The following is a 7,693-nucleotide window of genomic DNA, read 5'->3' on the forward strand; positions in this document are numbered from 1 at the left end:
CTGACAAGCAGACGAAAAGGGGCGCAGGTCACGGACCGCGCCCCTTTTTTCGTGGTGACTGCCGCTATGGTTGGCAGGGGGCCGTGCCGCGCTGCTGTCAGAACCGGTATTGCAATCCCACCGTGGTCATCTTCACCGCATTGTCCCCGTCGGAGAACTTGAACTTGTGGCTTTCCCACTCGACCACGGCGGCCCATTGCGGTGTGAACGCCCAGCGCGCGCCCAAGCCGTACGACAGTCCGAAGCCGTCTTCCTTGCCTGTTCGCACGCCCAGGCCGCTGGCGCCCGAGGTGCGGGTGCGGCCGTAGGTCGTGCCGACCTTGCCGAACAGGTCGAATTGCTCGCTCAGAGGCGCGCGGCCCACGAGGCTCAGGTTGAAGCCGTGCGCCTCGGTATCACCGCCCAGGCGGTGGGCCTTGCCTGCGTTGAGGTAGCCGAGTTCCACGCCCACGTTGGGGTGGAAGAACCCGCCGGTGTACACCTTGAAGGCGCTGTCCGAATCGTCAAAGGGCGCGCCGCCCGCGCCGCTACGGATGTCGTACTTCGAGTTGCCGGCGCTGATGCCCAGGTAGCCATTCTGCGTATATGGCAGCACGGACATGCGGTCACTGCGGGTGGACGCCGAAGAAGAGGGCGCTGGCGCGGAAGACGTGGAAACCTGGGCTTGCGCACCCATGGAGATGCAGGCGACGGCCAAAGCCACGGGCACAAGGCGGTGATGGAATGTCATGAAGCGGTCCTCGGGTCGGTTGGGGCAGAAGGGATGCGGCCCCATGCGCGCCTTGTAGGTCCCGGTAACGCGTGGGGTGCATTGCCAATGTAGGAACTGACCGAGGTCCTCTCCGTGGGAGTGCAGGGAACCCGCTTGTAGGAACCGGCTGATGGTGCCGCCTGTGCAGGCCCGGCACGTCCTGGGGCCGCAGAGGGGGCGAACCTAACGAGTCGTATCGGTTTGCTATAAAAATAATAGCTGATTGCGCTTGTGGGTAAAGCGCTAGAGCCTCTTTTTATCTAGAATCCGTGGCTCCATCCGTTGGGGCGCAACGCCCCGTGATACGCCATGAACACCCTCCAATCCTTGCCCATCTCGCTGCAAACCGTCCTGCTGCTGGTCGCCAGCAACGTTTTCATGACCTTTGCCTGGTATGGCCACCTCAAGAGCCTTGCAACGTCGCCCTGGTACACGGCCGCACTGATCAGCTGGGGCATTGCGCTGTTCGAGTACCTGCTGCAAGTGCCTGCCAACCGCATTGGCTTCACACAGTTCAACGTAGGGCAGCTCAAGATCATGCAAGAGGTCATCACGCTGGCCGTGTTTGTCCCGTTCGCGGTTTTCTACATGGGGCAGCCGCTCAAGTGGGACTACCTCTGGGCCGGGCTTTGCCTGGTGGGCGCTGTGTATTTCATTTTCCGGGGCGCCTGACGCTGCTCAGCTACCACACGCCCAGCCACCCAAGTGCACGGGTGCGCCGGTTAAACTCGCGCGGTCCCGCAAATGTCATGCAAGTGACATGGTTTTGTCTTTTACAGAAACGATCGCGAGCCGATCCAGGAGCCTCCCCCATGCTGTTTGCCAAGCTGTTGCCACGCGAAGGCAATTTTTTCGAAATGTTCAACCAGCATGCGGACCGCATCGTCGAGGCGGCCCGGGCCTTCTCGCAACTGGTGGCCAACTACGGTGACCTGCACCTGCGCGACAAGTACAACCAGGACGTGGACAACGCCGAGCGCGCCGCGGACCGCGTGACGCACGAAGTGAACAAGGCCATCCACAAGACCTTCATCACCCCCATCGACCGCGAGCAGATCCACGCGCTGATCAACACGATGGACGATGTGGCCGACTTGATCCAGGACTCGGCCGAAACCATGGCGCTGTATGACGTGCGCCACATGACGGAAGAGATCACGCGCCTCACCGACCTAAGCCTCAAGTGCTGCGAACGCCTGCGCGACGCAGTGAAGCTGCTGGACAAGATCGCCGACCCGGCAGTGGCCGAAGCCGCCCTCAAGACCTGCGAGGAAATCGACAAGCTCGAATCCGACGCCGACCGCGTGATGCGCAGCGCCATGAGCAAGCTGTTCCGCGAAGAGCCCGATGTGCGCGAGGTGATCAAGCTCAAGGCCATCTATGAGCTGCTGGAGACCATCACCGACAAGTGCGAGGACGTGGCCAACTGCATCGAGGGCATCGTCCTCGAAAACTCCTGATCCCCGCAGGCTGACCAGCATGGAAACCATACAGACGGCCCTGTGGGTTGTGGTGTTGCTCGTGGCGCTGGCGCTCCTGTTCGACTTCATGAACGGGTTCCACGACGCGGCCAATTCGATTGCCACGGTGGTGTCCACCGGCGTGCTCAAGCCCGCGCAGGCGGTGCTGTTCGCGGCGTTCTTCAACTTCGTCGCGATCTTCATCTTCCACCTGAGTGTGGCGGCCACCGTGGGCAAGGGCATCGTCCAGCCAGGTGTGGTCGACACGCACGTCGTGTTTGGCGCGCTCGTGGGCGCCATCACCTGGAACGTGATCACCTGGTATTACGGCATCCCCAGCAGTTCCTCGCATGCGCTGATCGGCGGCATTGTGGGCGCGGTGATCGCCAAGGCGGGCGCCAGCGCGCTCATCTCCGCGGGCATTCTCAAGACGGTGGCGTTCATCTTCGTGTCGCCGCTGCTCGGGTTTGCGCTCGGCTCGCTGATGATGGTGGCCGTGGCCTGGATCTTCCGGCGTACCCGGCCCAGCAAGGTCGACAAGTGGTTCCGCCGGCTGCAGCTGGTGTCTGCCGGTGCCTACAGCCTGGGCCACGGCGGGAACGACGCGCAAAAGACCATCGGCATCATCTGGCTGCTGCTGATCGCTACCGGGTATTCGTCTGCCGGGGACGCCTCCCCGCCCACCTGGACCATCGTGAGCTGCTATGTGGCCATCGGCCTGGGCACCATGTTCGGCGGCTGGCGCATCGTCAAGACCATGGGCCAGAAGATCACCAAGCTCAAGCCCGTGGGCGGCTTTTGCGCCGAAACCGGCGGGGCGCTCACACTGTTCCTGGCCACCACGCTCGGTATCCCGGTGTCCACCACGCACACTATCACGGGCGCCATCGTGGGCGTCGGCTCCACGCAGCGCGCCAGCGCAGTGCGCTGGGGCGTGGCGGGCAACATCATCTGGGCCTGGATCCTGACCATCCCCGCCAGCGCTTTTGTGGCGGCGGTGGCCTACTGGATCAGCCTTCAGATCTTTTGATTCCCGCGTCGGGTTTGCTGCTGAAAAGTAGCGAAAAAGCCTGACTGAGAAAGCGCAAACGCCCTGCAGGATTTCCATCCCGTAGGGCGTTTTGCTTGGTGGGATCGATCGGGCTGCGAGGCACCGAGGCAGGGCGCTACCGCTGCATCATTGCGAGATCTTGCGGGCTTCCTCGATCTGGTATTCGAAGTAGCGCTGAAAGCTGAAAGCCAGGCTGGCCATCAACACGGCCGTGCCCACCATCAGAGCCACGATGATGGCGCCGATGGTGATCCATTGCGTCCGCCCCGCGGGGGAATCTGGCGCGGCGCCGGGGTTGTAGCGTTCGTTCCAGGCCTCGGGTGTTTTCAGTGCGAACAGAATCGCTTGCAGCGCGCAGCCCGCGATGGTGAAGCCCAGCAGCGGAATCAGCATCCAGCTCATGTGGTCGTCCTGGCCCATCTGCTGGACGCGCTGGATGCCGTAGATCCCCAGCGCCGTAGGGATCGGCAGCAACCACCCGATGAGGTCGCCCATTCCGTGCAGGTAGAAGCGGTGCAGGCCCAGGGGTCCGCCGGCGAAAGCGAGCCAGGCTGCCAAGGTCTTGTTTTTCATGGTGCGCTTCATTCGGGCGAGGTGGTGTCGCCTGCGCCCAGGGCCTTTTCCATGAGCACGATGTCGCGCCAGGCCCCGAATTTCCAGCCCACCGAGCGCATGATGCCCACGTCGGTAAATCCCAGCGCACGGTGCACGCCGATGGAGCCGGCATTCGCCGAGTCGCCGATGACGGCCAGCAGTTTGCGCACGCCGACGGCCTCGGCCTGTGCGGCCAGCTCGGCCAGCAGCAGGCGGCCCAGCCCCATGCCGCGGGCGTCTTCCGCCACGTAGATCGAATCCTCGGCCGAGAACCGGTAGGCCGGCCGCGGCTTGAACCAATTGGCATAGGCGAAGCCCAGCACACGCCCATCCTGCTCGGCCACTAGCCAGGGCAAGCCTTTGCCCAGCACATCGGCGCGGCGGGCGGCCATGTCGGCTTCGGAGGGAGGGTCGATCTCGAAGGTGCCCGTGCCGTGCAATACGTGATGCCGGTAAATGGCGGTGATGTGGGGGATGTCAGCGTCGGTGCTGGGCCGGATGATGGGCATTTGGGAAGAAGTGGATATAATCGCGGGCTTTGCAGCGTGTCGCTGGCCGGGTGGCCATGTCGCGTGTCTCAAGCGTTGCGAATATGGTTGCGAACACTGTGGCTCTCGGCAAATAGCGCCGGAGTTCACCACCCGAAGGATAAATCATGGTCGTCATTCGACTCTCCCGCGGCGGCTCCAAGGGCCGTCCTTTCTTCAATATCGTCGTTGCTGACAAGCGCGTGCGCCGCGATGGCCGTTTCATTGAGCGCATTGGCTTCTACAACCCCACCGCCAAGGAATCCGAAGAAGGCCTGCGCATTGCACAGGACCGCCTGACGTACTGGACGGGTGTGGGCGCCCAGACCTCGGCCACCGTGGATCGCCTGATCAAGCAAGCTGCCAAGAAGGCCGCTTAAAGCTCTTCGCAAAAGGGCGGGTTTCGTCGGCAAGACTGGCGGAACCCGCCCTTTTCCTATTCCGGAATCCGTACGCACCATGGCCGACATTTCCCTGCACCTTGAATCCGCACAGTTGCCGGAAGACGCCGTTGAGGTGGGGCGCATTGCAGATGCCTGGGGGGTGAAGGGTTGGTTCAAGGTGTTGTCGCACAGCGGTAGCCCCGAAGCGCTGTTTTCAGCCAAGCGCTGGTACCTTCTGCCCTCCGAGCGAGGTGCCAAGACATTCAGCGGCACGGTCCTGCTCTCCATTCGCCAAGCCAAGCACCATTCGGATACCGTGGTCGCCCTGGCGCAGGGGATCGATGACCGCAACGCCGCCGAAGCGCTGCGGGGGGCGCGTATTTTTGTGCCGCGCTCGAGTTTTCCCACCACCTCCGAAGACGAGTACTACTGGGTCGACCTGATCGGCCTTTCGGTGGTCAACCGCGACGGCGTGGCGCTGGGCCAAGTGCAGGAATTGATGTCCACCGGCCCGCAGACGGTGCTGGTGCTGACCTATGAGCAGGGCGGCAAAGCGCACGAGCGCCTGATTCCCTTTGTCTCCGCCTTCGTCGACAAAGTCGATCTGGCCGAAAAACGGATCACGGTGGACTGGCAGCCCGACTACTGATTTAACCGGACCACTTCAGCCTGTACCGCGCACCATGCGCTTTGACGTCATCACTTTGTTCCCCGAGCTGTTCGGGCCATTTCTGGCCAGCGGAGTGACACGCCGCGCCTATGCCAATGGCCAGGTCGAGGTGCATTTGTGGAACCCCCGGGACCATGCTGACGGCAACTACCGCCGTGTGGACGACCGGCCCTTTGGCGGCGGACCCGGCATGGTGATGATGGCGGAGCCGTTGGCGCGGTGTTTGTCGGCCATCCGCGCGCAGCGGGCGGAGCCTGAGGGTCGTCAAGTGCCGCTGGTTCTTTTCTCTCCGATCGGGCAGCCCTTGAACCACGCCGCAGTGGAACGCTGGTCAGCCAGCGAAGGAGCGGTTCTGCTGTGCGGCCGTTACGAAGGCATCGACCAGCGTTTCATCGATGCCCACGTCGATCTGCAGATGAGCCTGGGTGATTTCGTGCTCTCTGGCGGCGAGATTGCCGCGATGGCTCTCCTGGATGCCGTGGCGCGCCTGCAGCCGGGCGTACTCAACGACGAGGGTAGCCACCAGCTCGATAGTTTCAATCCGGCGCTGGATGGCTTGCTCGATTGCCCTCACTACACCCGTCCTGAAGAATGGGCCGGCCAGCAGGTGCCGGCGGCCCTGATGTCAGGCCACCATGCCCAGATCGAACGGTGGCGGCGCGACCAGCGTCTGGCCATCACCGCCCGGCACCGGCCGGATTTGATCGACGCAGCCCGCCGCGAGGGGCGGCTGGGGCCGCTTGATGAAGCGACGCTGGCCAAGTTGGTCTGAGGATGGCTTGCATGGTTCCCTGCGGTCGGTGAGAGCGTGGGCTCGGTCGGTGGGTTATGCAGGTCGTCCTTGACTTGCTATAATCAAAGGCTTTTCGATCCTCTGGCCGGCCGTTTTCGCAGAAAACACTTCTGCAAAACACTGAGACGTCAATCCCGACGCAGCCATTTTTGGCGCGGACAAGATCACAAGGAAATACACATGAACCTGATCCAGACCCTGGAAGCGGAAGAAATTGCCCGCCTCAACAAGACCATCCCCGAATTCGCTCCTGGCGACACGGTGATCGTGAACGTGAACGTGGTGGAAGGCAACCGCAAGCGCGTGCAGGCTTACGAAGGTGTGGTGATTGCCAAGCGCAATCGCGGCCTGAACAGCGGCTTTACCGTGCGCAAGATCTCCAGCGGCGAAGGCGTGGAACGTACGTTCCAGACCTACAGCCCCCTGATCGCCAGCATCGAAGTGAAGCGCCGCGGTGACGTGCGCCGTGCCAAGCTGTACTACCTGCGTGACCGCAGCGGCAAGTCGGCTCGTATCAAGGAAAAGCTGCCTTCGCGCGTCAACAAGGCTGCAGCCACCGCCGCATAAGGCGCGGGCATGTCCTGATCGGAGCCGCTACAGCATTTGCCTGTAGCGGCTTTTTGTTTTTTGCCCCCTCGGTCGTCGTCATCGTGGTGATTCCTGCTTCAACTCCCGCTGCCTCTTCGGTCTCTTCGGTCGTTGCGCCAGTGTCATCGCTGCCTGGCTTTGACCCCCGGCTGGTGCCGGTGGTGGGGGTGGACACGCACCTGCCCGCGGTGCCGCCGGCGGCTCAGACCCCGGACGCGTTGCGCGCGCGCTTTGCCAGCCCTCCTGCGTGGGAGCCCGAGGTGCTGCTTGAAAAGAAGTTCATGAACCGTGAGCCGGCCCACGCGTCGGTGCTGGTCGCGATCATGTTGCGCGAGCAGCCGATGGTGCTGCTGACCGAACGCACGGCGCATCTGTCTACGCACTCGGGACAGGTGGCCTTTCCTGGGGGGCGAGCGGACCCGGAGGACGCATCGCCGGCCGACACTGCGCTGCGGGAAGCCCATGAAGAGGTCGGTCTAGACCGCGGGTTTGTCGAGGTGCTGGGAACCCTGCCCACCTACGTGACCGGGTCGTCCTTCATCATCACGCCGGTGGTCGCGCTGGTGCGGCCCGATTGTGTGCTGACCCCCAATCCTTACGAGGTGGCCGATCTCTTTGAAGTGCCGCTGGCCTTCCTGCTCAATCCCGCGAACCACAGGCGCCACGTGTTCGATCAAGATGGCGTCCACCGCGAGTGGTTCTCCATGCCCTACCAAGACGAGGGCAAGACGCATTTCATCTGGGGTGCCACTGCCGGCATGCTGCGCAACTTTTATCGGTTCATGCAGGCCTGATCCAGCCGCAGGGCGGCGTGCGTGCCCTGGCTGCGTTCGGGGCGCGGGCGCCAGTATCATTGCCCTCCATGAGTTTCTTCGC

11 protein-coding genes are annotated in these 7,693 nt (G+C 63.0%); 8 read left to right on the forward strand and 3 right to left on the reverse strand.

Annotation, left to right across the window (positions count from 1 at the left end; translation table 11 throughout):
* Positions 1-97: 97 nt before the first annotated feature.
* On the reverse strand, positions 98-730 hold the full coding sequence (locus MRY84_RS06920) for an outer membrane beta-barrel protein (RefSeq protein ID WP_291505004.1): 633 nt from the start codon (positions 728-730) through the stop codon (positions 98-100).
* Positions 731-1,060: 330 nt separating this feature from the next.
* On the opposite strand from MRY84_RS06920, the gene MRY84_RS06925 reads away from it, so the two are divergent.
* The 3 genes from MRY84_RS06925 (at position 1,061) to MRY84_RS06935 (ending at position 3,241) form a co-directional block, all read left to right on the forward strand.
* A complete protein-coding gene (locus tag MRY84_RS06925; protein WP_291505005.1) occupies positions 1,061-1,423 on the forward strand; it encodes a DMT family protein in 363 nt (120 codons plus the stop codon).
* 140 nt (positions 1,424-1,563) lie between these two features.
* Positions 1,564-2,211, forward strand: a complete 648-nt coding sequence (locus MRY84_RS06930) for a DUF47 domain-containing protein (protein WP_291505006.1) — start codon at positions 1,564-1,566, stop codon at positions 2,209-2,211.
* A 19-nt stretch (positions 2,212-2,230) separates the two neighbouring features.
* On the forward strand, positions 2,231-3,241 hold the full coding sequence (locus MRY84_RS06935) for an inorganic phosphate transporter (RefSeq protein ID WP_291505007.1): 1,011 nt from the start codon (positions 2,231-2,233) through the stop codon (positions 3,239-3,241).
* A gap of 147 nt (positions 3,242-3,388) precedes the next feature.
* Here the strand turns inward: MRY84_RS06935 and MRY84_RS06940 are convergent, their stop codons facing one another.
* On the reverse strand, positions 3,389-3,835 hold the full coding sequence (locus MRY84_RS06940) for a hypothetical protein (protein WP_291505008.1): 447 nt from the start codon (positions 3,833-3,835) through the stop codon (positions 3,389-3,391).
* An 8-nt stretch (positions 3,836-3,843) separates the two neighbouring features.
* Entirely contained in the window at positions 3,844-4,365 is a 522-nt protein-coding gene (locus MRY84_RS06945) for a GNAT family N-acetyltransferase (protein WP_291505009.1), read from the reverse strand.
* Between the two features lie 146 nt (positions 4,366-4,511).
* Here MRY84_RS06945 and rpsP point away from each other — a divergent pair, with 146 nt between their 5' ends.
* From rpsP to MRY84_RS06970, 5 genes are all read left to right on the forward strand, one after another.
* Complete coding sequence (rpsP, locus tag MRY84_RS06950) at positions 4,512-4,763, forward strand: 30S ribosomal protein S16 (protein ID WP_291505010.1); 252 nt, start codon at positions 4,512-4,514, stop codon at positions 4,761-4,763.
* 79 nt (positions 4,764-4,842) lie between these two features.
* Positions 4,843-5,415: a ribosome maturation factor RimM gene (gene rimM / locus MRY84_RS06955; protein WP_291505011.1), complete on the forward strand. Its 573-nt coding sequence runs from the start codon at positions 4,843-4,845 to the stop codon at positions 5,413-5,415.
* 34 nt (positions 5,416-5,449) lie between these two features.
* Entirely contained in the window at positions 5,450-6,208 is a 759-nt protein-coding gene (trmD, locus tag MRY84_RS06960) for a tRNA (guanosine(37)-N1)-methyltransferase TrmD (RefSeq protein ID WP_291505012.1), read from the forward strand.
* Positions 6,209-6,409: 201 nt separating this feature from the next.
* Positions 6,410-6,796, forward strand: coding sequence for a 50S ribosomal protein L19 (gene rplS, locus MRY84_RS06965; protein ID WP_291505013.1), 387 nt, complete (start codon positions 6,410-6,412; stop codon positions 6,794-6,796).
* A 140-nt stretch (positions 6,797-6,936) separates the two neighbouring features.
* Entirely contained in the window at positions 6,937-7,611 is a 675-nt protein-coding gene (locus MRY84_RS06970; protein ID WP_291505014.1) for a CoA pyrophosphatase, read from the forward strand.
* The last annotated feature ends 82 nt before the right edge of the window (positions 7,612-7,693 follow it).

Source organism: Acidovorax sp., from assembly GCF_022763525.1.
Classification (GTDB): domain Bacteria; phylum Pseudomonadota; class Gammaproteobacteria; order Burkholderiales; family Burkholderiaceae_C; genus Acidovorax.

Coding starts and splice junctions, on each gene's coding strand:
- MRY84_RS06920 (WP_291505004.1), bottom strand. CDS start 730: ATGACATTCCATCACCGCCTTGTGCCCGTGGCTTTGGCCGTCGCCTGC.
- MRY84_RS06925 (WP_291505005.1), top strand. CDS start 1,061: ATGAACACCCTCCAATCCTTGCCCATCTCGCTGCAAACCGTCCTGCTG.
- MRY84_RS06930 (WP_291505006.1), top strand. CDS start 1,564: ATGCTGTTTGCCAAGCTGTTGCCACGCGAAGGCAATTTTTTCGAAATG.
- MRY84_RS06935 (WP_291505007.1), top strand. CDS start 2,231: ATGGAAACCATACAGACGGCCCTGTGGGTTGTGGTGTTGCTCGTGGCG.
- MRY84_RS06940 (WP_291505008.1), bottom strand. CDS start 3,835: ATGAAAAACAAGACCTTGGCAGCCTGGCTCGCTTTCGCCGGCGGACCC.
- MRY84_RS06945 (WP_291505009.1), bottom strand. CDS start 4,365: ATGCCCATCATCCGGCCCAGCACCGACGCTGACATCCCCCACATCACC.
- rpsP (WP_291505010.1), top strand. CDS start 4,512: ATGGTCGTCATTCGACTCTCCCGCGGCGGCTCCAAGGGCCGTCCTTTC.
- rimM (WP_291505011.1), top strand. CDS start 4,843: ATGGCCGACATTTCCCTGCACCTTGAATCCGCACAGTTGCCGGAAGAC.
- trmD (WP_291505012.1), top strand. CDS start 5,450: ATGCGCTTTGACGTCATCACTTTGTTCCCCGAGCTGTTCGGGCCATTT.
- rplS (WP_291505013.1), top strand. CDS start 6,410: ATGAACCTGATCCAGACCCTGGAAGCGGAAGAAATTGCCCGCCTCAAC.